We start from the raw sequence: 1,778 nt of genomic DNA, 5'->3' as shown, positions 1-1,778 counted from the left end.
TAGTGTCCGTCCGGAAATTGCTCGAGTGGCTGATTTTAGCGGATTTCACGTCCGCTGAGTACTTCGAAGATTTAGCTCTGGGGCGGTTTTAGTGGCGAACAACGCTCGTTTTCTACGCCGTTTTCGCCTGGCGCGCAGACCGATAGCCTTCCGTTGCTCCGATTCCAAAGGAGTATTTGCCTACGCCGCTTGGCGATCACTCTGTGCCGAGGCGCTAATGGCATGATGCTTGGCAAGTAACAACTTGCCAAGCGTATGTAGGTTGCGACCAAGTACCGCCAAACCAAAGTAGCGCTCAAAGCCGATCTCACTACGATCACGACAACGTTTCAGCCCGTTGCCTCGCTGTAAAGCACCGATCGCTGATTCCACACCGCTGTGACGTAGACGTGTTTGATGAAACTTCACGCTTCCGTTTTTCAATCGTTCGGCGTACTGATCGGGAGCACGTGGTAAAACACAAACGTCATCAACGATCTCTTGCAATGCCGTCTCATTTTCATCGCTGTGAAAGCCTCGGTCAAACGACGCCGTTTCGATCTGACCCGAATGTTTTCGCTGAGCAATTCGTGTCTGCTCAACGACAACATCTTGGTCTTTGCTGGTGCGGTCCATCAAATGATAGTGACTGATGAATCCTGCGGCGTCTTCGTAGACCAAGACCAAGCGTCCATACTGATTCGGTTGCCCAGCTTTACCGCGACGGTACAACTGCGTGTGAGTTTCAAAAAGACTGAACAGCTTCTCGCTATTGGGAACTCTTTCGCCAAGGAGCACGCGACGACGAGCGGTGTCGCAGACCTGCCGAGTTAGTTGGATCCATCGCTCGATTGCCGCGATTTTGGAGACAATCGCCGTCGAGAACAACTCCGATTTCGCCGTTTTTACCAACTCGTCGGCTCGCGTGAGCAACTGCTCGGTTCGGACAAGCAGATCCATGTAGAGCGATTGCAATGCGTCTTTCTTGACCTGACTCTTGCTCGCGGCGATGCGTCCCATGTTCTGTTTGAGCTTCTTGATCTTCCTCGTCAAGTGATCGGACTGACGCCAGCCATCAATCTCAAGCATGCCAGCCAAGTCAGCGCAGAGCGGAACAAACTTGCGTACCCCATCGAAGATCAAACTACTTTCGGTCGGATGATGAATGTTGGTTTCGACAACGAACGAATCGGCACGAACCGAAGCGGCAGCCTCAGGTGCAATCTCCTGTCCGGAGGTGACGATGACTTGATTAAGCTTCTCGATCGTTGCAGGCTTGAGTTTGCACAACGTGTCGCGAATGCGTCTGAAGGTGAATTCGTCGGCGTCCTGCCAATCGCCAATTCCCATGATGCCTCTGAGCGAGCGATGGTTCTCGACTTGGTCTTGGAGTTTGTCGTAATCGAAGTTGCACCCCAACCGAACAGCCGCCAAAACAACGACGTGCCAGTCATCCATGCCGGGCCTGCCGATATCTCGACGAGAGTCTTCGTTGAGATCGGCTGCGACTAACTTGACAGCTTTGTGACGAAGCTTGTTGTTGGTATAAAGGAACTGCAGACCCGCGAGGATCGGAACGATTTCGTCGCGGCATTCCAAGTTGAGTTGTACTTGTGCGACAGGGCTGCAATCGAAGCGATGCTGAGATTGATAGTGCTTTCGGACCACGTTCACTCCTCGAAGATTTGCGTTTGAAATTGCTTTTAGTCAACAATTCCAACGCCCGAACCTGCTTGCGGGTTCGATCTTCGGGGAGCTTTTTCTCAAAAAACATCGCAGTTTATGCGGCCATTCAATTT

General features: G+C 52.0%; 1 protein-coding gene. It reads right to left on the bottom strand.

Annotated features, from left to right (window positions below):
- Window positions 1–180 precede the first annotated feature (180 nt).
- Window positions 181–1,647: an ISNCY family transposase gene (locus CA13_RS34305; protein WP_146393859.1), complete on the bottom strand. Its 1,467-nt coding sequence runs from the start codon at window positions 1,645–1,647 to the stop codon at window positions 181–183.
- Window positions 1,648–1,778: the final 131 nt, after the last annotated feature.

Source organism: Novipirellula herctigrandis (assembly GCA_007859835.1).
Lineage (GTDB): Bacteria > Planctomycetota > Planctomycetia > Pirellulales > Pirellulaceae > Novipirellula_A > Novipirellula_A herctigrandis.
The sequence above is the reverse complement of the archived record's forward strand: the minus strand, read 5'-3'. Positions and strand labels throughout refer to the sequence as shown.